The organism is Cupriavidus sp. H39 (assembly GCF_050271075.1).
Taxonomy (GTDB): Bacteria; Pseudomonadota; Gammaproteobacteria; order Burkholderiales; family Burkholderiaceae; genus Cupriavidus; species Cupriavidus necator_B.
The window spans coordinates 1-23,060 of record NZ_CP189848.1 but is presented as its reverse complement, the minus strand read 5'-3'; the positions used below and the strand labels follow the sequence as shown (position 1 = coordinate 23,060).

General features: G+C 63.9%; 20 protein-coding genes, 2 tRNA genes and 3 rRNA genes. 13 read left to right on the top strand and 12 right to left on the bottom strand.

The features are described from left to right. Positions 1 to 30: 30 nt before the first annotated feature. Complete coding sequence (gene gspG / locus ACOCMH_RS15600; protein ID WP_427311722.1) at positions 31 to 492, bottom strand: type II secretion system major pseudopilin GspG; 462 nt, start codon at positions 490 to 492, stop codon at positions 31 to 33. A gap of 243 nt (positions 493 to 735) precedes the next feature. Between gspG and ACOCMH_RS15595 the strand changes: the two genes are divergently transcribed. From ACOCMH_RS15595 to ACOCMH_RS15575, 5 genes are all read left to right on the top strand, one after another. Next, on the top strand, positions 736 to 1,188 hold the full coding sequence (locus ACOCMH_RS15595) for an RrF2 family transcriptional regulator (protein ID WP_427311721.1): 453 nt from the start codon (positions 736 to 738) through the stop codon (positions 1,186 to 1,188). Positions 1,189 to 1,280: 92 nt separating this feature from the next. Then, positions 1,281 to 2,501, top strand: a complete 1,221-nt coding sequence (locus tag ACOCMH_RS15590; protein ID WP_427311719.1) for a globin domain-containing protein — start codon at positions 1,281 to 1,283, stop codon at positions 2,499 to 2,501. Positions 2,502 to 2,628: 127 nt separating this feature from the next. After that, the gene (locus tag ACOCMH_RS15585; RefSeq protein ID WP_427311718.1) at positions 2,629 to 3,420 is read left to right on the top strand and encodes a type II secretion system protein N; all 792 of its coding nucleotides are present in this window, start codon (positions 2,629 to 2,631) and stop codon (positions 3,418 to 3,420) included. Positions 3,421 to 3,574: 154 nt separating this feature from the next. Then, a complete protein-coding gene (locus ACOCMH_RS15580) occupies positions 3,575 to 4,189 on the top strand; it encodes an EF-hand domain-containing protein (RefSeq protein WP_427311716.1) in 615 nt (204 codons plus the stop codon). A 407-nt stretch (positions 4,190 to 4,596) separates the two neighbouring features. Continuing rightward, positions 4,597 to 5,091 (top strand): Lrp/AsnC family transcriptional regulator, encoded by a 495-nt coding sequence (locus ACOCMH_RS15575; RefSeq protein ID WP_010813460.1) that lies wholly within the window; start codon positions 4,597 to 4,599, stop codon positions 5,089 to 5,091. A 98-nt stretch (positions 5,092 to 5,189) separates the two neighbouring features. Here the strand turns inward: ACOCMH_RS15575 and ACOCMH_RS15570 are convergent, their stop codons facing one another. Further along, the gene (locus ACOCMH_RS15570; protein ID WP_427311713.1) at positions 5,190 to 5,888 is read right to left on the bottom strand and encodes a GNAT family N-acetyltransferase; all 699 of its coding nucleotides are present in this window, start codon (positions 5,886 to 5,888) and stop codon (positions 5,190 to 5,192) included. Between the two features lie 328 nt (positions 5,889 to 6,216). Between ACOCMH_RS15570 and ACOCMH_RS15565 the strand changes: the two genes are divergently transcribed. Then, positions 6,217 to 6,771 carry an NAD(P)H-dependent oxidoreductase gene (locus tag ACOCMH_RS15565; RefSeq protein WP_427311711.1) on the top strand — a complete coding sequence of 185 codons (555 nt, stop codon included), beginning with the start codon at positions 6,217 to 6,219 and terminating at the stop codon, positions 6,769 to 6,771. Then, positions 6,768 to 8,582: a glutathione-regulated potassium-efflux system protein KefC gene (kefC, locus tag ACOCMH_RS15560; protein WP_427311709.1), complete on the top strand. Its 1,815-nt coding sequence runs from the start codon at positions 6,768 to 6,770 to the stop codon at positions 8,580 to 8,582. The genes ACOCMH_RS15565 and kefC overlap by 4 nt, the downstream gene beginning before the upstream one ends. Before the next feature lie 27 nt (positions 8,583 to 8,609). Here the strand turns inward: kefC and ACOCMH_RS15555 are convergent, their stop codons facing one another. The 7 genes from ACOCMH_RS15555 to paaA all read right to left on the bottom strand — a co-directional run bounded on the left by ACOCMH_RS15555 (position 8,610) and on the right by paaA (position 14,136). After that, entirely contained in the window at positions 8,610 to 9,227 is a 618-nt protein-coding gene (locus tag ACOCMH_RS15555) for a TetR/AcrR family transcriptional regulator (protein WP_427311707.1), read from the bottom strand. Between the two features lie 10 nt (positions 9,228 to 9,237). Then, on the bottom strand, positions 9,238 to 10,035 hold the full coding sequence (locus ACOCMH_RS15550; protein WP_427311705.1) for a DUF1835 domain-containing protein: 798 nt from the start codon (positions 10,033 to 10,035) through the stop codon (positions 9,238 to 9,240). 195 nt (positions 10,036 to 10,230) lie between these two features. Beyond that, complete coding sequence (gene paaE / locus ACOCMH_RS15545; RefSeq protein WP_427311704.1) at positions 10,231 to 11,319, bottom strand: 1,2-phenylacetyl-CoA epoxidase subunit PaaE; 1,089 nt, start codon at positions 11,317 to 11,319, stop codon at positions 10,231 to 10,233. Between the two features lie 24 nt (positions 11,320 to 11,343). Then, positions 11,344 to 11,904: a 1,2-phenylacetyl-CoA epoxidase subunit PaaD gene (paaD, locus tag ACOCMH_RS15540; protein WP_427311702.1), complete on the bottom strand. Its 561-nt coding sequence runs from the start codon at positions 11,902 to 11,904 to the stop codon at positions 11,344 to 11,346. A gap of 31 nt (positions 11,905 to 11,935) precedes the next feature. Continuing rightward, on the bottom strand, positions 11,936 to 12,787 hold the full coding sequence (paaC, locus tag ACOCMH_RS15535; protein ID WP_427311700.1) for a 1,2-phenylacetyl-CoA epoxidase subunit PaaC: 852 nt from the start codon (positions 12,785 to 12,787) through the stop codon (positions 11,936 to 11,938). Between the two features lie 10 nt (positions 12,788 to 12,797). Beyond that, complete coding sequence (gene paaB, locus ACOCMH_RS15530) at positions 12,798 to 13,085, bottom strand: 1,2-phenylacetyl-CoA epoxidase subunit PaaB (protein WP_012354162.1); 288 nt, start codon at positions 13,083 to 13,085, stop codon at positions 12,798 to 12,800. Between the two features lie 31 nt (positions 13,086 to 13,116). After that, the gene (gene paaA / locus ACOCMH_RS15525) at positions 13,117 to 14,136 is read right to left on the bottom strand and encodes a 1,2-phenylacetyl-CoA epoxidase subunit PaaA (RefSeq protein ID WP_427311697.1); all 1,020 of its coding nucleotides are present in this window, start codon (positions 14,134 to 14,136) and stop codon (positions 13,117 to 13,119) included. Positions 14,137 to 14,340: 204 nt separating this feature from the next. On the opposite strand from paaA, the gene ACOCMH_RS15520 reads away from it, so the two are divergent. Beyond that, on the top strand, positions 14,341 to 14,811 hold the full coding sequence (locus ACOCMH_RS15520; protein WP_427311695.1) for a universal stress protein: 471 nt from the start codon (positions 14,341 to 14,343) through the stop codon (positions 14,809 to 14,811). Positions 14,812 to 14,869: 58 nt separating this feature from the next. Here the strand turns inward: ACOCMH_RS15520 and ACOCMH_RS15515 are convergent, their stop codons facing one another. From ACOCMH_RS15515 to ACOCMH_RS15505, 3 genes are all read right to left on the bottom strand, one after another. Continuing rightward, positions 14,870 to 15,148: a DUF1488 domain-containing protein gene (locus tag ACOCMH_RS15515; RefSeq protein ID WP_018006086.1), complete on the bottom strand. Its 279-nt coding sequence runs from the start codon at positions 15,146 to 15,148 to the stop codon at positions 14,870 to 14,872. A gap of 383 nt (positions 15,149 to 15,531) precedes the next feature. Next, the gene (locus ACOCMH_RS15510; RefSeq protein WP_427311694.1) at positions 15,532 to 16,776 is read right to left on the bottom strand and encodes a nucleoside recognition domain-containing protein; all 1,245 of its coding nucleotides are present in this window, start codon (positions 16,774 to 16,776) and stop codon (positions 15,532 to 15,534) included. A 63-nt stretch (positions 16,777 to 16,839) separates the two neighbouring features. Next, positions 16,840 to 17,226 carry a DUF488 domain-containing protein gene (locus ACOCMH_RS15505; RefSeq protein ID WP_427311692.1) on the bottom strand — a complete coding sequence of 129 codons (387 nt, stop codon included), beginning with the start codon at positions 17,224 to 17,226 and terminating at the stop codon, positions 16,840 to 16,842. 589 nt (positions 17,227 to 17,815) lie between these two features. Here ACOCMH_RS15505 and ACOCMH_RS15500 point away from each other — a divergent pair. From ACOCMH_RS15500 to rrf, 5 genes are all read left to right on the top strand, one after another. Next, positions 17,816 to 19,347: ribosomal RNA gene (locus tag ACOCMH_RS15500) — 16S ribosomal RNA — on the top strand. Between the two features lie 62 nt (positions 19,348 to 19,409). Continuing rightward, a tRNA-Ile gene (locus ACOCMH_RS15495) sits at positions 19,410 to 19,486 on the top strand. Positions 19,487 to 19,498: 12 nt separating this feature from the next. Further along, positions 19,499 to 19,574: transfer RNA gene (locus ACOCMH_RS15490), tRNA-Ala, on the top strand. Between the two features lie 316 nt (positions 19,575 to 19,890). Further along, positions 19,891 to 22,769: ribosomal RNA gene (locus tag ACOCMH_RS15485) — 23S ribosomal RNA — on the top strand. Between the two features lie 121 nt (positions 22,770 to 22,890). Then, positions 22,891 to 23,003, top strand: a 5S ribosomal RNA gene (gene rrf / locus ACOCMH_RS15480). Together the 16S, 23S and 5S rRNA genes with 2 tRNA genes alongside form the textbook arrangement of a ribosomal RNA operon. Positions 23,004 to 23,060 lie beyond the last annotated feature (57 nt).

The window sequence follows — 23,060 nt, the reverse complement described above, 5'->3', positions numbered from 1 at the left end:
GGAAGCGGCAAGGGCGGGCGGCAGGGGCGCTTACTCCCAGTTGCCGATATCGGCGTCGTTGGCGTTGCCGCCGGCCTGGCCGTCGGCGCCGAAGCTGAACACGTCGATTTCGCCGCGCACGCCGGGGTTCAGGTACTGGTACGGATGGCCCCACGGATCCTTGGGCAGCTTTTCCAGGTAGCCGCCGCCCTTCCAGTTGTTGGGCACCGGCTCGGTGGTCGGCTTGGCGACCAGTGCGCCCAGGCCCTGTTCGGTGGTCGGATAGCGGCTGTTGTCGAGACGGTACAGCTTGAGCGCCTGCATGATCGACGAGATATCCTGGCGCGCGGCCACGATGCGGGCCTCGTCCGGACGGCTCATGATCTTGGGCACCACCAGTGCCGCCAGCACGCCGAGGATCACGATCACCACCATGATCTCGATCAGGGTAAAGCCGCGCGCGCGGCGGGCAGGACGGGCGGGGCGGGCAAGCTGGGTAGTGAATCTGCGCATTGTTGTGTAGGACCTTTTTGCTGGAATGGCGGGACCCGCGCCAGGGTGCTGGCGGGGCCGGGTTCGCCAATCAGTATAACCGGCGCCTTATGACTCTTTTATGGGCGGCCTTCGTCGGGGGCGTAGCAATGTCTGATATGAATCACAAAGCCCGCCGGCGCCTTCTGGCGATCCTGCACCCTAGCACGGCGGGGAAAAATATAACTTGCATCCAGGATGCATCTTTTTTAACATGGCGCCACGATGCAACTGACCCGCTTCTCCGATTACGCGCTGCGCCTGTTGATGTACGTCGCCCGTGGCGACGGCAGCCGGCCGATCACGATCGCCGAGGTGGGCCAGCAGTTCGGCATCTCGCACAACCACCTGGTCAAGGTGGCGGCGCGGCTGTCGAAGCTGGGCTGGATCAGCGCCACGCGCGGCCGCCACGGCGGCCTGCAACTGGGCCCCGGCGCCGAGCGCCTGACCGTCGGCACCATCCTGCGCGAGCTGGAAGGGCACCGGCCGGTGATCGACTGCGACAACCCGCCCTGCGCGCTGAACGGCAACTGCCGCCTGAAGCGCGCGCTGGACGTGGCCGAGCAGGCCTTCTACCGCGCGCTCGACGACGTTACGCTGGCCGATGTCACCGGCAGCCAGACGGCCGAATCGATCATCCGCCTGCATCGTGATTTCCTGAACCGGCGTTCGGCCTGAGCGGATGGATCCGCGCGTGGCCGGCGAATGCCGGTTTTTTGTTGCCCAAAAACATGCATTTCGATTGCATGAATAAAACGGAGTGATTCCTGATGCTGTCCGCCGCTTCCCGCCCCTATATCGATGCAAGCGTGCCCGTGCTGCGTGAGCACGGCCTGGCCATCACCACGCATTTCTACCGCGAGATGTTCGCCGACCGGCCCGAACTGACCCAGCTGTTCAACATGGGCAACCAGGCCAACGGCAGCCAGCAGCAGTCGCTGGCGTCGGCCGTGTTCGCCTACGCGGCAAACATCGACAACGCTGCGGCGCTGGGGCCGGTGGTCGAGCGCATCGTGCACAAGCACGCGGCGGTGGGCATTACGCCCGCGCACTATCCGATTGTCGGCCGGCACCTGCTCGGCGCGATCTCCGCGGTGCTAGGCGAAGCTGCCACGCCGCCGCTGCTGGCCGCCTGGGACGAGGCTTACTGGCTGCTGGCCGGCGAACTGATCGCCGCCGAGGCGCGCCTGTACCAGCGCACCGGCGTGGCCGCCGGCGCACTGATTCCGGTGCGCGTGGTGCGCCGCGAGGCGCAGGGCGGCCAGGTGGTGGCGCTGACGCTGGAAGCCGCCGATGGCCAGCCGCTGCGCGACTTCCGCCCGGGCCAGTACATCAGCGTCGAGGCGCGCCTGGACAACGGTACGCGCCAGCTGCGCCAGTACTCGCTGTCGGCCGAGGCCGGGCTGCCGACCTGGCGCATCTCGGTCAAGCGCGAGGACGGCGACCAGGCCACGCCGGCCGGCGCAGTCTCGAACTGGCTGCACGCCAACGCCCACGAGGGTGCCGAGCTCAAGGTGAGCGCGCCGTTCGGCGAGTTCACCCCGGCGCTGGAAAGCCGCCGCCCGCTGGTGCTGCTGTCGGGGGGCATCGGCATCACGCCGATGTTGTCGGTGCTGCGCACGCTGGCCGCGCAGGGCTCGCAACGACCGGTGCTGTTCGCCCACGCCGCCCGCGATGGCCGCCACCATGCCCATCGCGCCGACCTGCAATGGGCGCGCGAGCGCCTGCCCGGCCTGGTCACCCACATCAGCTATGAGTTCCCGCAAGCAGAAGATGTCGCGGGCCGCGATTACGACCACGCCGGCACCATGCCGTTGGCCGAGATGCTGCGCCAGACCGACCTGCAGCGCTTTGTCGATGGCCGCTTCTACCTGTGCGGACCGCTCGGTTTCATGCAGGCGCAGCGTCACGCGCTGGTGAGCGCGGGCGTGCCGGTGGCGCATATCGAGCGCGAGGTGTTCGGCCCCGACCTGCTGGACGACTTGCTCTAAGCGTACCGGCGGCAACGCCGGAAGCACCGCCGGCGCGGCAGACAGCGTCATGGGGCTCTGGTACGCTTGGCGCGTCTCTCGCTCTCGCGCCATGACCCGCCGCGGCGGGTATCCAGGATCCCGATCCATGCAATTGTCCGTCCGGCCTTCGTTCCGCTTCGATGCCTCCGCGCTGTGGCTGCCGCGCCTGGCCAGCGTGGCGCTGTTTATCGCGCTGTGCGCGCTGGTCACCTACTGGGTGCTGACGTTCAGCGCGATGCGAACCATCCCGGTGCCCAAGAGCGCGCGCGTGGCACAGACCGAGGCGGTCGAGACCGGCGCGGTTGCGACACTGTTCGGCGGCTCGGCGCAGCGCGGGCCCAGCAACGTGCAACTGCTCGGTGTGGTGGCCGAGCTCGGCGGTGGCGCCAGCGCGGCGATCGTCTCCATCGACGGCGCCCCGGCCAAGGCCGTGCGCATGGGCGCCGAACTGTCGCCGCAAATCCGGCTGGTGGAAGTCCGTCAGCGCGCCGTGGTGATCGAGCGCAATGGCGTACGCCAAGAGATCGCATTGCCGCTGCAGGCGGCTGCCACGCGCGCTGCGCCGCGTGCCGCCGGCCCGCTGCCGACGCCGCCCGCCGGCGCGGCGGCGCCCTTGGCAACGCCCATGCCGCCGCCGGCGCAGGCCGCTGGCCAGCCCACACCGGCCCAGCCGCCGCGCGGCTTGCCGCCGGGGCAACCGGCCCAGCCGCAGGCGCAACCCCAGTCCCAGCCAGCGGCGCAGCAAGCCCAGCTGCAACCCCAGCCGCAGCCGGTTCAGGCAGCACCATCGGGGCAGCCGGCGCAGCCCCAACCGCAGCCCGTCGATCCGCACCAATACCAATCGGTGTCGCCCGAGGCGGTCCAAGAAGGCCAGATGGCACCGAAAGGGCAGCCCTAGACTCCCGGCGCATCGATTATTCCGCTTTGCTTGCGTTCCCTTACGCCACTGCCGGCTTTCTGTGAGGCGGGTAACATCGTATTAAAACCGCCAACTTCGCTGCATCGTCTGCGTTCTAATCCGTACATGCCAACGTGATGACAAGGAGCACGACATGCAACGCAATCACAAGCCGCAGATTCTGAAGCACTTCCTGGCCGCATCGGCCGCCCTGCTGGTCGCCGGCGGCGCCTTTGCCCAGGCCAGCGCGCCCGCTGCGCCGGGCGCATCGCCAGCGCCGGCCGGCAAGCCAGGCATGGACCACCACCATCGCCACCATGGCGGCGGAATGTGGATGAAGGCAATCGATACCGACGGCGATGGCGCGATTTCCAAGGCCGAGGCCGATGCCTGGTTCAACAAGCTCGATACCAACCGCGACGGCAAGATCGACAAGGCCGAGATGGATGCGCACCGCAAGACCGCCATGGCCGAGCATCATGCGCGCATGCAGGCTGCCTTCGACGAGAAGTTCAAGGCCGCCGACAAGAACGGCGACGGCGCGCTGACCAAGGCTGAGGCGAATGCCGGCATGCCGGGCCTGGCCAAGCGCTTCGACCAGCTCGATGCCAACCGCGACGGCAAGCTGACCCGCGATGAAATCCGCGCGGGCATGGAGAAGATGCACCGCGACCATCCCCATCGGGGCGACCGGGGCCCGCGGGGCATGGCTCCCGGCAGCCAGCCGGCACCGGCCAATCCGGCGGCGCCGTCCACCAGCGGCGGCTGATCGAGCTCCCTGGCAGCGCCGCCTGAGCGCCGCTGCCAGCGCACGTCACCAAGCGCGCGAGCCTGCTGGCCGCGCGCTTTTTTTTTGATTCAGCGCAGAACGCCGGCGCGGTCCACGCCAAGAAGGTGCTGGCCCAGGCATAAACCCCCGTAGAATGCCGCTTCCCTGCTTGCCGGACCCGGGCACCACCTCGCCCGTGCGGTCAGCGGTTGCGGCGGAAATACCGGCAGCACCACCAGGGAATGCCCGGCCCGACCGGCTGACGCGCGAGTGACCGATAAGGCTGCCGACCTCACAAAATCGAGCGTAGATCGGATGTAATTTCACAAAAAATTGCGTACTTGTGCACGGCTTGCTAAATTTGCGCAAAAAAATTGCCAATAAACATATTGCGGAGCAACAATATCGTGAGCAAGGTGGAGTTGGACAAGATCGACCGGAAGATCCTGGAAGTGCTGCAGACCAACGGCCGGTTGACCAACCTGGAGGTGGCCGAGCGCGTGAACCTGTCGCCCAGCCCCTGCCTGCGCCGCATCCGGCGGCTGGAAGAGATAGGCGTGATCCGGCAGTACGCGGCGCTGCTTGAGCCCAACAAGATCGGGCTCGGCCTGCTGGCCTATATCAATGTGCGGCTGGAGAAGCATGGCGGCGCGCCCAAGGGCAAGGCGCCGCTGGACCTGTTCCGCGCCTCGATCGCGGTCTGGCCGGAAGTGGCGGCCTGCCACGCCATGACCGGCGAGATGGACCTGCTGCTCAAGGTCTATGTCGAGGACATGGAGCACTTTGCGCGCTTCATGCAGGAACAGTTGCTGGCGCATCCTTCGGTCATCGACGTGCGCTCGAGCTTCGCGCTGGAGAGTATCAAGGACACCACCGCGCTGCCGGTGGGCGGCGCGGCCTGAGGTGGGCTGCCGAGTCTGAAAAAGCAAAACGGCGCATCGTGGCGATGCGCCGTTTTTCGTCGATGCCGTGCGGCCGGTGGGTCAGTGGGCCCGGCCGGTCAGGCGGTATGCTTCTGCGGCACCATGGTGCGCCAGAAGCGCAGGCCGAAGCGGCGTGCGTCGCGCAGGTTGCGGCGCACCGCGTAGTCCAGGTCGGCGAGCTGCTCGTCCAGCGCCTCGCTCAGGCGGCTTGCAGTGTCCGCGGGCGGCAGTTCCAGGTAGGCGTCGGCTTCGCCGTAGGCATACTGGACCTTCATGCCGGCCTTCTTGGCAATGTGCATCATCGCGGCATTGCGCGACAGGCAGTGCATGTACAGCGTGCGGACGCTGGTATTGCGACCATGGATGGCGGCCCGCTCGAACAGCGCGCTGCCGATGCCGCGGCCGCGGGCGCTCCCCGACACCGACACGCCGAACTCCGCCACGCGCCCCTGGGCGTTGTCGCGCAGGTTGGCGAAATGGCCGACGCCGATCAGCTCGAGCTTGTCGTCGTAGACGCCGAACACGCTGTCATGGTCGAAGTCGATGCTGTCGACATAGGCTTCGATCACGTGGTCGCCCACCGACTGGCCGAAACGGAGCAGGCGATCCTCCTCGCCCAGGGCGAGGAAATGCTTCAGCAGGCGCGAGCGGTGGTGGGCCGCCAGCTCGCGCACCAGGACGGTGGCGCGATGGGCGGCTTGGTTGGCTTCGGCTGCCTTGCGCAGATCTTCGTCGGTCAGTGCGCCGACGGCCTTGCTCAGTTCGAGCGGGTTCACGATGATTCCTTCCGGTGCTGTCAGATAAAAATAGGCACTGCGATGGTGTTTTTCCAGGCACTTTTCCTGGCATCCATGCGAGACTCGGGGAAACACCAGCTTGATGCAGCGCGAAAAGTATTGTAGTGGAATTGTCAGTTTGACGTAAGCATCCCGCGCCGCAGCAGATTCCCGCTGCGCTGGACAGCCGATTAAAACTAATAGAATCAACTACTTAAAAAAATGTGATGAATTGTTGCGCGCCCGCAGGTGTGGATTTGGTGCAACGCGACAATTCGTCGCGACCTCTGGATTTGTCCCGATCACCCCTCAGTCCCAGCGCCTTTCAATGACCGAGCCTCCCATCGTTGTGATCTACGCGCACCCGGCGCCCAGCCGCTCGCGCGTCAACCGGCCGTTGGCCGACGCGCTGAGCGCGCTGCCGCAAGTCCAGGTGCGTGACCTTTACCGCAGCTATGTCGACTACGACATCGATGTCGTTGCCGAACAGCGCGTGGTGTCGGTCTCGGACACCATCGTGCTGCAGTTTCCGGTGCGCTGGTACAGCGTGCCCGCGCTGCTCAAGCTGTGGCTGGATGAAGTGCTGGAACCGGGCTGGGCCTATGGCCCGGGCGGCACCGCGCTGCGCGGCAAGTCGCTGCTGGCGGTGGTCAGCACCGGCGGCACGGCCGACGCCTACGGGCCGGAAGGCATCCATGGCCACCCGGTCGCCGAGTTCCTGCTGCCGCTGGAGCAGACCGCCTTGTTGTGCGGCATGACTTGGCTGCCGCCGGTGGTGCTGCATGACGCCCACAATGCCGATGCGCAGGCGCTGGCCGACCACATCGCCCATGTCTGCGGGCGGCTGGGCACCCATGCGGTGCCGGCAGAGGTGCAGGCATGAACCAGCATGATTTTCTGATTGCGCTACTGGTATTCCTGGTGGCGGCGGTCGTGGCGGTGCCCCTGGCGCGGCGCAGCGGCCTGGGCGCGGTGCTGGGCTACCTGCTGGCCGGCGCGGCGATCGGGCCGTTCGCACTGCGCCTGGTGACCGATGTTGAGTCGATCCTGCACTTCTCCGAGTTCGGCGTAGTGCTGATGATGTTCGTGATCGGCCTGGAACTGGAGCCGCGCAAGCTGTGGGCGCTGCGGCGGAGCATCTTTGGCTATGGCGGCGCGCAACTCGCCGCGTGCGCGCTGGTGATCGGCGCGGCCGCGGCGCTGGCCGGCGCGCCCTGGCAGGTGGCGCTGGTGGCCGGGCTCGGGCTGGCGCTGTCGTCCACCGCGATCGCGCTGGCGACGCTGACCGAGCGCAACCTGTTCGGCACCCCGGCGGGAGCCGCAAGCTTCGGCATCCTGCTGTTCCAGGACATCGCCGCGATCCCGATGATCGCGCTGCTGCCGCTGCTGGCCACGCAAGGCGCTGAAGGCGCTGGCGCCGGCGCGGCCGGCTGGCTCGCGGCGGGCAAGGCAGTGGCGGTGATCGGCGCGGTGGTGGCGGGCGGCCGCTACCTGGTGCGCCCGGCGCTGCGCTTCATCGCCCGCACCGACATGCGCGAGATGTTCACCGCCTTCGCGCTGCTGCTGGTGGTAGGCATCGCGCTGATGATGGACGCGGTGGGCCTGTCGATGGCGCTGGGCACCTTCCTGGCCGGCGTGCTGCTCGCCGATTCGGAATACCGCCACGCCCTCGAGGCCGACCTGGAGCCGTTCAAGGGCCTGCTGCTTGGGCTGTTCTTCATGGCGGTCGGCATGTCGATCGATTTTGCCGTGCTGGCACGTTCTCCCTGGCTGGTGCTGGGGTTGGTTGCCGCCCTCGTGGCGGCGAAGACAGTGGTGCTGGCGCTGCTGGCGCGGTATTTCTCCATTGCCCGCGGCCAGCGCCTGCTGTTCGCGTTGCTGATCTCGCAGGGCGGGGAATTCGCGTTCGTGGTGTTCGGCGTCGCTGGCGGCGCCGGACTGCTGCCGCGCGAGACCGAGGCCCTGCTGGTGCTGGTGGTGGCGCTGTCGATGGTGGCGACGCCGCTGCTGCTGCTGGCCTATGACCGGCTGGTCGCGCCACGCATCGGCGCCGGCAAGAAGCGGCCGGACGAAATCATCACGCCGCAGCACAACCCGGTGCTGATCGCCGGCTTCGGGCGCTTCGGCCAGATCATCGGGCGCCTGCTGTACACCCAGGGCGTGGGCGTGACGGTGCTGGACCACGATCCGGACCAGATCGAATTCCTGCGGCAGTACGGCTTCAAGGTGTTCTATGGCGACGCGACCCGGCTGGACCTGCTCGAGGCCGCCGGCATTGCCGACGCGCGCATCCTGGTCGTCGCCATCGACAGCATGGACGACAGCCTGGCGCTGATCGACCGCGTACGCGAGCGCTTCCCCGCGCTGCAGATCTACGCCCGCGCGCGCCATGTCTCGCATGTCTATCAGCTCAAGGACCGCGGCGTGCAGCTGTTCGAGCGCGAAATGTTCGAGGGCTCGCTGATGCTGGGCCGGCGCGTGCTGGAAGGGATGGGCTTCGACCCGGGCGAGGCACGCAACGTCGCGCTGCGGTTCCGGCGCCACAACATCGAGGCGATCGACCGCTTCTATCCCCACTACACCGACCAGAAGAAGCTGGTCTCGCTGGCGCGCCAGGCGCGCGACGAGCTGGAAGAGATGTTCCGCCAGGACCGCGAGCAGCGGCGCCAGCGTGAAGAGGCCGAGTGGATGTAAGCGGGGGCGGGCTGCGGCGTGGCTGGCCTAGCGTCCGGCGGCGGCGCGGCCGGGCAGCCCGCCTTCGAGCAGGTCGACCACCATCTCGGCAAAGTCGGCGTACGACAGGCGGCCGCCCGGCTTGAGCCAGGTGAAGGTCCAGTTGATCATGCCGAAGATGGTCATGGTCAGCGCAGTCTGGTTCTCGCGCGTGACGCGCTCCGGGTAGGCGCGGCGCAGCAGGCGCGAGAACGCCGCGACCACGTCGCGCTCGCGGCCCAGGATCAGGTCGCGCTGGGCCTCGGCAAGGAACTTGACGTCGTTGATCAGTGCGATATGGCGCGTCTGCGAGGTCTCGTACTCGGCCAGGAAGGCGCGGATCAGGTTGCCGAAGGCTTCCTTGTCGGTGCGGGCATGGCGCTCGGCATCGGCTTCCACTTCGGTGACGAGCAGCATCAGCCGGCGCGTGTAGCGGTCCAGCAGGTCGAACAGGATCGCTTCCTTGCTCTCGTAATAGTGATACAGCCGCGCCTTGGAGGTGCCGCAGGCGGCGGCCAGGTCGGCCATCGAGGTGCTGGGGTAGCTGCTGTTGGCGAAGGCGGCGGCGGCCAGGTCCAGGATCTGCTCGCGCTGCGCCTCGAAATCGGGTGCCTTGGTACGGGCCATATATGCTTGTTTATTCGCCTCCGCTGCCGCCGGCATGGCGGCGCAGCTCACAGGTATCGAGCGAGTCGGCGTTGCCGCGCAGTACCAGCTGGCCCATGGCGATGAGCTCGCGACAGCGCCAGAACACGAACCAGTCGCTGGCGAGCAAGCCCTCGATCGCGCCCATCACGCTGCCCACCACCTGCGCCGCTGGGGTCCAGTCGGCCGGGGCGCGTTCCATGATGATGTCGTCAATGGTGCGGTAGGCCGCCGGCACCAGGGTGTTGCCCTTCCACAGCCGCACGTCGGCGTTTTCCTTGACGTTCTGCTGCCACTCGTAGCCGAGGCGCCCCAGCCGCAGCACCGAGACCGGGGCGATAGTGGAGAAGCGCCGCGCCAGCCGCGCCGGCGTGTACATGCCGATCGCCGCCAGGTTGCCCTGTGCCGGCGTTTCCAGTTCGCGCAGGTCCATCGCGACCTCGTTGATCCGCTGCGGCGCCTGGTACAGGTGGAACACCACCCGGCGCAGCATCAGCTGGTCGGCAGCGCTCTGGCCGTGCCAGATCGCCACTTCCATGTCGTCCTGCCGCAGCGCCAGCAGCTGGTCCAGCGCCTGGCGCATCTCGGCGGCGAAGTCGATGTCGGTGTGCGGGGCGACCCGCTGCCAGAATCCGGAGCGGATCATGCCGGTGCTGTCGATGTCCGCCAGCGGACCGACCGCGAGATCGTCGCGCAGCACCACGACAGGGTCCGGCCGCGCAGCCTGGGCCAGCGCCTGGCGCAGGGTCGTGCCTGCTACATCACCGTTTACGACGTGGATATATTGCATGGCCGTGATTGTATATGGGTGGGGCGGTTCGCTGGCGCCGCCGCGGCGGCGGCGTGGCCACCGCCCGCCCCGCGCGCCGGATCACCCGCCTGCAAGCATCGCGCCAGCAGGGCGCCGCCTGCCGCCATTGTAGTCACGGCCCATGCTGGCCAATGTCAGCGCTTGTCTGACTACGCACACGCCGGCTGGCCCGGATCAGCGTTCGTCGTAGCTGACCACCACCCGCGGCGTAAGCGCCCGCGCCTGGCAGGTGAGCACGAAGCCCTTGTCCATCTCCCAGGGCTCCAGCGTGTAGTTCTTTTCCATCTCGACCTTGCCTTCCAGCACCTTGGCCCGGCAGGTGCAACAGACGCCGCCCTTGCAGGCGTAGGGCAGGTCCAGCCCGGCGGCCAGCGCGGTGTCGAGCACGTTGGCGTCCTCGAGCGGCAGCCGCATGCTGTGCTGCTTGCCATCCAGCACCACCACCAGCTCGGCCGTGCCGGCGTGGTCGGCGTGGGCTGCGACCGGCTTGGGCGTCGCCCGCGCCAGCGGCACCCCGAAACGCTCGGCGTGGATGCGGTGCGGGTCCAGCCCCGCGTCGCGCAGCGCCGCCTCGACCTCGTCGATCATCGAGGCCGGCCCGCAGACAAAGGCCGCATCGATGTCGTCGACCGGGATCAGCGTCTGCAGGAAGGCGGTGACCCGCGCGTGGTCGAGCCGGCCGTGCAGCAGGTCCACTTCCTGCGGCTGGCGCGACAGCACGTGGTAGAGCGTGAAGCGCGCCAGGTACTGGTTCTTCAGGTCCTCCAGCGCTTCGGAAAAGATGATGCTGTCGACATTGCGGTTGCCATAGACCAGGGTGAAGCGGCTGTGCGGCTCTGCCTGCAGCGTGGTGCGAACCAGCGACAGCACCGGCGTGATGCCGCTGCCGGCGGCAAAGGCCACGTAGTGGCGCGCGGCATTGGCATCGAGCGGCACGTGGAAGCGCCCGTCGGGCGTCATCACGTCGATCACCTGCCCGGGGGCGATGGAATCGTGCAGATGGCTGGAAAACAGCCCGTCTTCCACCAGCTTGACCGCGACGCGCAATTCGCCGTGCGCGTCATAGTCCTGCACCGCCGAACAGATCGAGTAAGAGCGCCGCAAGTCCTTGCCGTCGACCGGCGCCTTCAGCGTCAGGAACTGGCCTTGCGTGAACCGGTAGGCATTGCGCAGCGCGTCCGGGACCTCGAAGGCGATCGAGATGGTGTCGGCGGTCTCGGGGCGCACCTGCGCCACGCGCAGCGGGTGGAACTGTGGAGTCATGGCAGCCTGGCTCGGCCCGGGGGCTCAGTAGGGTTTGAAATAATCGAACGGCTCGCGGCAGTCCAGGCACCGGTACAGCGCCTTGCAGGCGGTCGAGGCAAAACGCGAGATCTCTTGCGTATGGACGCTGCCGCAACGCGGGCAGGGCACAACATCGGCTGCGCCGGCGCGCGGCACAAAGCGCAGCGGCTGCGCCCCGGCGGGCGTGCCGCACTGTCCCGGCGGCGCGATGCCGAACGCGCGCAGGCGCTCGCGCGCGGCCGGCGTGATCCAGTCCGTGGTCCAGGCCGGCGCCAGCACGGTGCGGATGCGCCACGGCGCCAGCCCGGCGCGGTCCAGCGCCTGGCCAACGTCCTCACCGATCTGCGACATTGCCGGGCAACCGGAATAGGTGGGCGTGATGACGATTTCCAGCACGCCGTCCGGCGCCGATACGACCTCGCGCAGGATGCCCAGTTCGCCGATCGACACTACCGGGATCTCCGGGTCCGGCACCGCCTCGAGCGCCGCCCACGCGCGCGCGACGCGCGCCCCGGTGGCGCTTGCGTCGTGCACGTTCGGGGAAGGGAGGCGGGTGAGGTTCATGTGGATCAACCCTTTGCGCTGAAGCGTGCGCTTACCATTGCGCGCCCGGATGGGCCCTCGCCAGCCCCTGCATCTCGCCCAGCAGGTAGCTCATGTGCTCCGAATGCAAGCCATGCTTGCCGGCCGAGACAAAGCCGGTTGCCGGCGGCAGCGTCAGCGTGGCGGCCTGGAGTGTCTCGGCGACAGTCGCATCCCAGGCCGGGCGCAGCGTGGCGGTGACCACGCCGATGCCCTGGGCGGCAGCCTCGCTTTCGACCGGATCTTCCGCAAAACACTCGTTCATATAAGGCAGTAGGTGTTCCAGCGCACGCTGCATGCGCGCGTGCGACGCCTCGGTGCCGTCGCCCAGCCGCACCGTCCAGCCCGCGGCATGGTGCAGGTGATAGCGCGCCTCCTTGAGCGCCTTGGCGGCGATCGCGGCCAGCTGTTCATCCCGGCTGGCCAGCAGGGCCTGCCAGAGCTCCACCATCAGCGCGCTGTACAGGAAGTTGCGCACCATGGTGACGGCATAGTCGCGCACGGCGGCGGCGTTACCGGCCAGCGGGCCGCGATGCGGCAGTTCCAGCAGCGTCCAGTTGCGGAAATCGCGCTCGGCGCGCCAGTAGGCGTAGTCATCCTCATGGCGGGGCAGGCCGGTCAGCTCGCCCTCCAGTTCGCCGGCACGGCCATACAGCAGCCGCGCCTGGCCGATCAGATCGAGGCTGATATTGGCCAGGGCGATGTCTTCTTCCAGCACCGGCCCATGGCCGCACCACTCGGCGTTTCGCTGGCCAAGGATCAGGGCGTTGTCGGCCAGGCGCAGCACGTAGCGCAACGCGGCGGTGCGCGCCGGCGGCAGGTGGTCCAGCGAGGCAGGCACGGCAAGCTGTGGGGACGCGGTCATCGGGCGGGCCTTACATGTGGTTGACTTCGTCGGGTAGTTGGTAGAACGTCGGGTGCCGGTAGATCTTGTCGGCCATCGGATCGAACAGCTCCGGCTTTTCCTCCGGCACGCTGGCGGTGATGGCCGCGGACGGCACCACCCAGATCGATACGCCTTCCTGGCGACGGGTATAGACGTCGCGCGCCATGTGCAGCGCCTGCTGTGCGTCGGCCGCATGCAGGCTGCCGCAATGCTTGTGTTCCAGGCCTTGCTTGCTGCGCACGAACACTTCCCACAGCGGCCATTCCTTGCGTTGCATCGTGGTCTCCTCAGGTTGCCGATGCCTGGGATCAGGCGGCGGCGCGGCTGGCGCGGGATTCGCGCTCGGCCAGCTTGGCGGCGTGCGCCAGCGCGGCTTCGCGCACCCAGGCGCCGTCTTCGTGCGCCTTCACGCGGGTTGCCAGGCGTTCCCGGTTGCAGGGACCGTCGCCGTTGATGACACGCCAGAATTCATCCCAGTCCAGCGGGCTGTAGTCGTAGTGGCCGCGCTCGGCATTCCATTGCAGGCCGGGGTCAGGCAGCGTCACGCCCAGCACCCGTGCCTGCTCGACCGTGGCATCGACAAACTTTTGGCGCAGGTCGTCGTTGGAGATGCGCTTGATGCCCCAGGCCATGGTCTGCGCGCTGTTGGTCGAGGCCGCATCGGGCGGACCGAACATCATCAGCACCGGGAACCACCAGCGATTGACCGCGTCCTGCACCATTTCGCGCTGGGCGTCGGTGCCGCGCATCATGGCCAGCAGCGCGTCGAAGCCCTGGCGCTGGTGGAACGACTCTTCCTTGCAGATGCGGATCATGGCGCGCGCATACGGTCCGTACGAGCAGCGGCACAACGGGATCTGGTTCATGATTGCGGCGCCGTCGACCAGCCAGCCGATCACCCCCACGTCGGCCCAGGTCAGGGTTGGGTAATTGAAGATCGACGAATACTTGGCCTTGCCGCTGTGCAGCGCATCGACCATGTCGTCACGCGACGCGTCCAGGGTCTCGGCGGCGGAATACAGGTAGAGGCCGTGGCCACCTTCATCCTGCACCTTGGCCAGCAGGATGGCCTTGCGCTTGAGCGACGGCGCCCGGCTGATCCAGTTGCCCTCCGGCAGCATGCCGACGATCTCGGAGTGCGCGTGCTGCGAGATCTGGCGCACCAGGGTCTTGCGGTAGGCCTGCGGCATCCAGTCCTGCGGCTCGATCTTGCCGTCGGCGGCCATGCACGCATCGAATGCCGCCTGGCGGGCGGCTTCATCGGGGGGCGCGCTGGCCTGTGCTGCATCGGCGTGCTGGCCTGGCAGGTCAAGACTCTGCGTGTACATATCGTCTCCTCTGGCGGGGCGCCTCACCCATCCGGCTCCGGCGCGGCTGGCCCTATTATATATAAGCCGACCGGTCGGTCAATTAAAGCGAGCGCGCCTGCAGTGTGTTTGCGCCGGCGCGGAACCCCGGCTTCGCTCCATGTGTACTATTCAAGACAGGCGGCACGACGCCGCCTCTCTCTTTTCTATCGACGGAGGTACGTGATGACTAGTGCGGCATACAGCAAGATCGTGGTGGCGGTGGACGGCAGCAGCACGTCCGCGCTGGCGGTTGATGAAGCCACTCGCGTAGCGTCCCCTGGCGGGGCCACCGTACTGGCGCTCTATGTCGTCGATACCGGCACCCCGATGTTCGACGCCGGATACTACGACTCAAGCCAGTTGCAGAAGGCCTTCGAGGAAAGCGGCCAGCGGGCCCTGCACGGTGCGGCGCAGCGCCTGGCCAGCGCCGGGGTCGCACATGAAACCCGCCTGGTGAGCGCGGCTGCGGTACCTGGCGACATCGGTGCTTCCATCAATGAGGCCGCGCGCCAATGGGGCGCAGACTTGCTGGTGATCGGCACGCACGGCCGACGCGGGGTGCGCCGGCTGGTGCTGGGCAGCGTTGCCGAGGCGGTGATCCGCCAGTCCACCGTGCCGGTCTTGTTAGTGCGCGGCGAAGCCAAAGCCGATTGAAGCGCGGAGCCCGGACCAAGACAAAGCGCCCCAGAAAGCGGGCAGCGAAGCGGGCGGGTCAGCCCGCGAAGCGGAAATGGCCGCTGCGAAGCACGATTTCACGCGCCTCGGTCAACTCGAACAGGCTTTCGGCCAGGCGCTCGATCCGTTGGCGGTTATTGGTAAAGGCGGCCACCAGGTCTTCCTCGCGCGGCGAGCGCGCACCGAAATGGGCTTCGAGCGCCTCGGCGGTGACGGAATACAAGGTGGGACTGCCGTTTACCGTCGCCGGGCAGGACAGCGTCAGGCTGGCTGCACAGTATGTCGGGAGGCTGCGAGGGAACGTGATGTCTGGCATGGCGTGCCTCGTGCTGGCGGCGGAGGTATCCAATCAATATAGGCTAACGCCGCGTTCCGTAAAGTCTCGCCGACCGGGTGGCCAGTGTGGAGGATGCCCCCTGGCCGGACATTTCTTGTGTCGGGTGCCATGCCGTCGTCCTCGGCGCGTCTTGTTGCGCTGCGGAAAACCCCTACGGCCAGGCGCCTCGCCGTTGCAGCAGCGCCGAATACAGACGAAAAAAAACCCACGCAGGTTATGCGTGGGTTGGAATCCACCGAGGTGGTGGAGGAGACAGACTTCACTATACATGCTTTGTTGCGACGCACCAAGTGCAATGTGTCAATGTAGGATGATGCGCACAATATCGTTGTATGAGCGCAACATAGCCGGGGCTAACACAGTCAGCGGAAAAGATATGCGGCGCCCACCGCACAAACAATGCCGGCAGCGTCCGCTACTAGCGCGCAGCCGAGCGCGTGGCGCGTATTGCGCACATTGATGCTGCCAAAATAAACCGCGAGGACATAGAACGTCGTTTCAGTCGAGCCCTGGATAATCGCCGCCAGGCGCCCCTGAAATGAGTCCACGCCGTAAGTCGTCATCACGTCGACCATCAGCCCGCGGGCCCCGGCGCCTGACAAGATCTTCATCAGCCCGACCGGAAGCGCCGGGACAAAGTCGGTGTTGACACCCAATTTGGCGAAAGCCTGCGTGAGCCAGGCCATCAGCACATCCATGCAGCCGGCGGCGCGGAACAGGCCGATGGCGACCAGGATCGCAACCAGATAGGGAATGATCTGCACGGCTACGCCGAAGCCTTCTTTGGCGCCGTCGATAAACGCCTCATACACATTGACCCGGCGTAGCGCACCGCAGATCAGGAAGAGGGTGATCAAGGACAGGATAAACCCGGCGCCAGCGAGCGCCGTCACGGTGCCGACTTGTGCGGGCGGCGCATGCCGCAACCACGCGAACATCGCCCCAAGCAGCGCGATGACCAGCGCGAACGCCACCAGTACCGCGGGCCGCAGCAGGTTGATCCGCTGGACCCATGCCACTGCCAGCAGCCCGGCCAGGCAGGCACCCCCAGTGGCCAGCAGCGTCGGCAAGAAGATGTCAGCGGCGTTGAAGCCGACCAGCCCCTGCTTGACCGCGATGGTCTGGCGGATGGCGATGACTGAAGTCGGGATCAGCGTCAGCCCGGCAGAGTTCAGCACGATGAACATGATCTGCGCGTCGGTGGCAACGTCCGGGCGCCGGTTCAGCGTCTGCAACTCGCGCATGGCGTTCAGTCCCAGCGGCGTGGCGGCGTTGTCCAGCCCGAGCAGGTTGGCCGATACGTTCATCATCATGGCGCCCTGCGCAGGGTGGCCTTGGGGCACCCCGGGAAAGAAGTGCCGCAACAGCGGGTTCACCAGCCGGGCGAAGGCGTCCACAACGCCAGCGCGCTCGCCGATGCGCATGATGCCTAGCCACAGACTCATCACCCCCGCCAGTCCGAGCGCAATCTCGAAGGCTGTGCGGGCGCTGTCGAACAGGCTGCCGAGCATCGCCGGGAAGACGGCGAGGTCGCCCTGGATCACGCGGACGCAGGCGACGGAGAAGGAAATCAGGAAAAAGCCGAGCCAGACTACGTTCAGCGCCATCGGAAAAGGGGAAGCGGGAAAACCTGAGAACAAAGCCGGGAGAATCCCGGCACGTCGCGCAACTCAGCCGATCACGGCCCCGCGTTCGATGAGCAGCTCGCGCAAGACCGAGCGGTGGCAACGCGCTTCGTCTTCGCAATAGCAGCCCACCGAGAAATTGGTCTGGTGCGACAGCGCTGCCAGCAGGTCCAGCGTACGGCTGGCGTCCGGCTCGGCCATTTCCTTGCGGAAATGCCGCACGAAAGCCCGCCATTGTTTATCGTCGGTCGCATGTAGTGCCTGCGCAACCAGCTCCGGCGATGGCGAAAGCGCCGGGTACCAGACATCATAGAAATCGCGGCTCGCAAACTCCGATTTGGGCACGCCACGCGGCGGCCGGCGCACGGTACCGATGCGCAGGCCCTCGGCGGCCGCACGCGGTGCCCCCAGTCTTACGATGCTGATGGTCATGAGGTTCCGATTGAGTCTGGCCGCCCCGCAAGACTGCGGCGGCGGGGTGGCTGGTTTGCCCCAGCCCAGATCATGAATCATGGGGCTGTGGCTGACAAACTGGTGCGTTTTCGGCAGGATTTACCGGTGCCTTCGAATTATTTCGTGGAACCGCTTGCCAACCCCGTTGCGGTCGCTTATTATTCGCCCCCTCGCAACACCAAGCGGCCCTGCAAGGCAGGCGCAGCAAGGGATGCGGGGTCGGCCGGAAGGTTGGCGCAGCAAGGTTTGCAGCGCTGACGGCAGCAAAAAAGATTGCTGCAAACGGTTGACGAAACGAAGAAAGCTCTGCATAATCTCGTTTCTCTGCTGCAGACAACGCGGCGCGCTGAACGGCAAAGCCGGGTGGCGAAGTTCTTTAACAAACAAACAACCGATAAGTGTGGGCGCTGGGTAGCGGACGCCGCTGTCTTCGGACAGTGTTGCTTCAAGTTATACAGTGCTCGCACAGCAAAACGTGACCGGGTCTTCGGATCTGGTCAGTCAGTTTTCTGAGAGTGAGCGACCGCTCGAAAGAGCGAGGGAGCCGCGAGGCTTCCACACAGAGATTGAACTGAAGAGTTTGATCCTGGCTCAGATTGAACGCTGGCGGCATGCCTTACACATGCAAGTCGAACGGCAGCACGGGGGCAACCCTGGTGGCGAGTGGCGAACGGGTGAGTAATACATCGGAACGTGCCCTGTCGTGGGGGATAACTAGTCGAAAGATTAGCTAATACCGCATACGACCTGAGGGTGAAAGCGGGGGACCGTAAGGCCTCGCGCGACAGGAGCGGCCGATGTCTGATTAGCTAGTTGGTGGGGTAAAAGCCTACCAAGGCGACGATCAGTAGCTGGTCTGAGAGGACGATCAGCCACACTGGGACTGAGACACGGCCCAGACTCCTACGGGAGGCAGCAGTGGGGAATTTTGGACAATGGGGGCAACCCTGATCCAGCAATGCCGCGTGTGTGAAGAAGGCCTTCGGGTTGTAAAGCACTTTTGTCCGGAAAGAAATGGCCCTGGCCAATACCCGGGGTCGATGACGGTACCGGAAGAATAAGCACCGGCTAACTACGTGCCAGCAGCCGCGGTAATACGTAGGGTGCGAGCGTTAATCGGAATTACTGGGCGTAAAGCGTGCGCAGGCGGTTTGATAAGACAGGCGTGAAATCCCCGAGCTCAACTTGGGAATGGCGCTTGTGACTGTCAGGCTAGAGTATGTCAGAGGGGGGTAGAATTCCACGTGTAGCAGTGAAATGCGTAGAGATGTGGAGGAATACCGATGGCGAAGGCAGCCCCCTGGGACGTCACTGACGCTCATGCACGAAAGCGTGGGGAGCAAACAGGATTAGATACCCTGGTAGTCCACGCCCTAAACGATGTCAACTAGTTGTTGGGGATTCATTTCTTCAGTAACGTAGCTAACGCGTGAAGTTGACCGCCTGGGGAGTACGGTCGCAAGATTAAAACTCAAAGGAATTGACGGGGACCCGCACAAGCGGTGGATGATGTGGATTAATTCGATGCAACGCGAAAAACCTTACCTACCCTTGACATGCCACTAACGAAGCAGAGATGCATCAGGTGCCCGAAAGGGAAAGTGGACACAGGTGCTGCATGGCTGTCGTCAGCTCGTGTCGTGAGATGTTGGGTTAAGTCCCGCAACGAGCGCAACCCTTGTCTCTAGTTGCTACGAAAGGGCACTCTAGAGAGACTGCCGGTGACAAACCGGAGGAAGGTGGGGATGACGTCAAGTCCTCATGGCCCTTATGGGTAGGGCTTCACACGTCATACAATGGTGCGTACAGAGGGTTGCCAACCCGCGAGGGGGAGCTAATCCCAGAAAACGCATCGTAGTCCGGATCGCAGTCTGCAACTCGACTGCGTGAAGCTGGAATCGCTAGTAATCGCGGATCAGCATGCCGCGGTGAATACGTTCCCGGGTCTTGTACACACCGCCCGTCACACCATGGGAGTGGGTTTTGCCAGAAGTAGTTAGCCTAACCGCAAGGAGGGCGATTACCACGGCAGGGTTCATGACTGGGGTGAAGTCGTAACAAGGTAGCCGTATCGGAAGGTGCGGCTGGATCACCTCCTTTCCAGAGGCTTGTGTCTCAAGCCTAGCGTTCACACTTATCGGTTTGTTTGCTGTTACAGCCAAGGGTCTGTAGCTCAGGTGGTTAGAGCACCGTCTTGATAAGGCGGGGGTCGTAGGTTCAAGTCCTACCAGACCCACCAAGTTATCCGAAGGGGGGATTAGCTCAGCTGGGAGAGCACCTGCTTTGCAAGCAGGGGGTCGTCGGTTCGATCCCGTCATCCTCCACCACCGCTTACGAGCGGGACGAAACTACCTGGTACCTTGGTTTGGTTGTCAAAGGAAAGCGCTTACTGAGTGCTTCCCTTTGGCATTGCCAAGCGATCGCGGGTCTCACCTGCGAATCGGCTGTTCTTTAACAATATGGGATGTAGTAAAGGTGTCGCGGTGCGTTGATGAGACGCACAGTTGTATAACGCGATACCGGGTTGTGATTGTATCAACCAAAATGTATTTAAGTGATCGAAAGATGACTTGGAATACGGCACAAATGCGAGAACTCATCCTGTAGCGACGGTTTCGAGTCATCGAGACACACTCGTTATAGGGTCAAGCGAACAAGTGCATGTGGTGGATGCCTTGGCGATCACAGGCGATGAAGGACGCGGTAGCCTGCGAAAAGCTTCGGGGAGCTGGCAAACAAGCTTTGATCCGGAGATGTCCGAATGGGGAAACCCGGCCCGTATGGGTCATCCCTGACTGAATTCATAGGTCAGGGAAGCGAACGCGGCGAACTGAAACATCTAAGTAGCTGCAGGAACAGAAATCAACCGAGATTCCCAGAGTAGTGGCGAACGAAATGGGAAGAGCCTTGTACTCTTTAGCAGTGGTGTTAGCAGAACGGGATGGAAAGCCCGGCCCTAGCAGGTGATAGCCCTGTATGCGAAAACACGATTGTGGAACTAGGTGTACGACAAGTAGGGCGGGACACGTGAAATCCTGTCTGAAGATGGGGGGACCATCCTCCAAGGCTAAATACTCGTGATCGACCGATAGTGAACCAGTACCGTGAGGGAAAGGCGAAAAGAACCCCGGGAGGGGAGTGAAATAGATCCTGAAACCGCATGCATACAAACAGTCGGAGCCTCGTAAGGGGTGACGGCGTACCTTTTGTATAATGGGTCAGCGACTTACATTCAGTGGCAAGCTTAACCGATTAGGGAAGGCGTAGCGAAAGCGAGTCCGAACAGGGCGTTGAGTCGCTGGGTGTAGACCCGAAACCAGATGATCTATCCATGGCCAGGTTGAAGGTGCGGTAACACGTACTGGAGGACCGAACCCACTAACGTTGAAAAGTTAGGGGATGAGCTGTGGATAGGGGTGAAAGGCTAAACAAATCTGGAAATAGCTGGTTCTCTCCGAAAACTATTTAGGTAGTGCCTCGTGTCTCACCTTCGGGGGTAGAGCACTGTCATGGTTGGGGGGTCTATTGCTGATTACCCCGCCATAGCAAACTCCGAATACCGAAGAGTGCAATCACGGGAGACAGACATCGGGTGCTAACGTCCGGTGTCAAGAGGGAAACAACCCAGACCGCCAGCTAAGGTCCCCAAATATGGCTAAGTGGGAAACGAAGTGGGAAGGCTAAAACAGTCAGGAGGTTGGCTTAGAAGCAGCCACCCTTTAAAGAAAGCGTAATAGCTCACTGATCGAGTCGTCCTGCGCGGAAGATGTAACGGGGCTAAGCCATATACCGAAGCTGCGGACGCACGCAAGTGCGTGGTAGGAGAGCGTTCTGTAAGCCTGTGAAGGTGTCTTGTAAAGGATGCTGGAGGTATCAGAAGTGCGAATGCTGACATGAGTAGCGATAAAGGGGGTGAAAGGCCCCCTCGCCGTAAGCCCAAGGTTTCCTACGCAACGTTCATCGGCGTAGGGTGAGTCGGCCCCTAAGGCGAGGCAGAGATGCGTAGCTGATGGGAAGCAGGTTAATATTCCTGCACCGTCGTATGATGCGATGGGGGGACGGATCGCGGAAGGTTGTCCGGGTGTTGGAAGTCCCGGTCCCTGCATTGGAGAAGGCGCTTAGGCAAATCCGGGCGCGGAATTCAAGAGTGTGGGGCGAGCGGCCTAGTGCTGCGAAGCAATTGGAAGTGGTTCCAAGAAAAGCCTCTAAGCTTCAGTCATACGAGACCGTACCGCAAACCGACACAGGTGGGCGAGATGAGTATTCTAAGGCGCTTGAGAGAACTCGGGAGAAGGAACTCGGCAAATTGGTACCGTAACTTCGGGATAAGGTACGCCCTGGTAGCTTGACTGGCCTGCGCCAGAAGGGTGAAGGGGTTGCAATAAAATGGTGGCTGCGACTGTTTAATAAAAACACAGCACTCTGCAAACACGAAAGTGGACGTATAGGGTGTGACGCCTGCCCGGTGCCGGAAGATTAAATGATGGGGTGCAAGCTCTTGATTGAAGTCCCGGTAAACGGCGGCCGTAACTATAACGGTCCTAAGGTAGCGAAATTCCTTGTCGGGTAAGTTCCGACCTGCACGAATGGCGTAACGATGGCCACACTGTCTCCTCCCGAGACTCAGCGAAGTTGAAGTGTTTGTGATGATGCAATCTCCCCGCGGCTAGACGGAAAGACCCCATGAACCTTTACTGTAGCTTTGCATTGGACTTTGAACCGATCTGTGTAGGATAGGTGGGAGGCTTTGAAGCGTGGACGCCAGTTCACGTGGAGCCGTCCTTGAAATACCACCCTGGTTTGTTTGAGGTTCTAACCTTGGCCCGTGAATCCGGGTCGGGGACAGTGCATGGTAGGCAGTTTGACTGGGGCGGTCTCCTCCCAAAGTGTAACGGAGGAGTTCGAAGGTACGCTTGGTACGGTCGGACATCGTACCTAAAGTGCAATGGCAAAAGCGTGCTTAACTGCGAGACCGACAAGTCGAGCAGGTGCGAAAGCAGGACATAGTGATCCGGTGGTTCTGAATGGAAGGGCCATCGCTCAACGGATAAAAGGTACTCTGGGGATAACAGGCTGATACCGCCCAAGAGTTCATATCGACGGCGGTGTTTGGCACCTCGATGTCGGCTCATCTCATCCTGGGGCTGTAGCCGGTCCCAAGGGTATGGCTGTTCGCCATTTAAAGAGGTACGTGAGCTGGGTTTAAAACGTCGTGAGACAGTTTGGTCCCTATCTGCCGTGGGCGTTGGAATCTTGACGGGGGCTGCTCCTAGTACGAGAGGACCGGAGTGGACGTACCGCTGGTGTACCTGTTGTCTCGCCAGAGGCATCGCAGGGTAGCTATGTACGGAAGAGATAACCGCTGAAAGCATCTAAGCGGGAAACTCGCCTGAAGATGAGGATTCCCTGGAGGCTTGACCTCCTTGAAGGGTCGTTCGAGACCAGGACGTTGATAGGCTGGGTGTGGAAGCGCAGTAATGCGTTAAGCTAACCAGTACTAATTGCCCGTAAGGCTTGATCCTATAACCAGTGTGTTTTGCCTGGTGAGTGATTCGCCTTGTGCCAGTTGACACAGTCCATACACAACCAACACTACATCCCGATTCGTGACGCTGTCCCAGGACAGCGCCACAACCCCTCATGCCTGGTGACCATAGCGAGCTGGAACCACCCCTTCCCATCCCGAACAGGTCCGTGAAACAGCTCCGCGCCGATGATAGTGCGGATTCCCGTGTGAAAGTAGGTCATCGCCAGGCTCTTATTGTGCAAAACCCCTCGACAGCATTCGCTGCGAGGGGTTTTTGCTTTGGCGC